At 58.0% G+C, this 300-nt stretch carries 1 pseudogene; it reads right to left on the minus strand.

The features are described from left to right. Positions 1–112 (minus strand): annotated as a pseudogene (locus DES45_RS25940) (two-component system response regulator); the annotation flags it as partial. Positions 113–300 lie beyond the last annotated feature (188 nt).

Here is a 300-nt window from a genome sequence, read left to right on the forward strand (position 1 = left end):
AGGCGTCGTCCACGTCCTTGAAGCCGATCTGCTTGAGCAGGTTGCGCAGGATCCGGATCATCGTCTGATAATCGTCAACGACAAGTACCGGTATGGAGAGGTCAAGACTCATGATGATTGATCCTTCTTCTTGGGCAGGGACATGATCGCGAGATGGCCCTCTCAGGCCGCCTGCCGTTCCGTTTCAAATGCAAGAACCGCGTCCACGTTTAGGATGACGAGGAGTGTTGCGTTGAGCTGGTGGACGCCGTGTGAGAGGCTGGCCCATCGCGGGTCGAGGTGGACCGGGTTGGGCTGCAG

It is taken from the genome of Microvirga subterranea (assembly GCF_003350535.1).
Taxonomy (GTDB): domain Bacteria; phylum Pseudomonadota; class Alphaproteobacteria; order Rhizobiales; family Beijerinckiaceae; genus Microvirga; species Microvirga subterranea.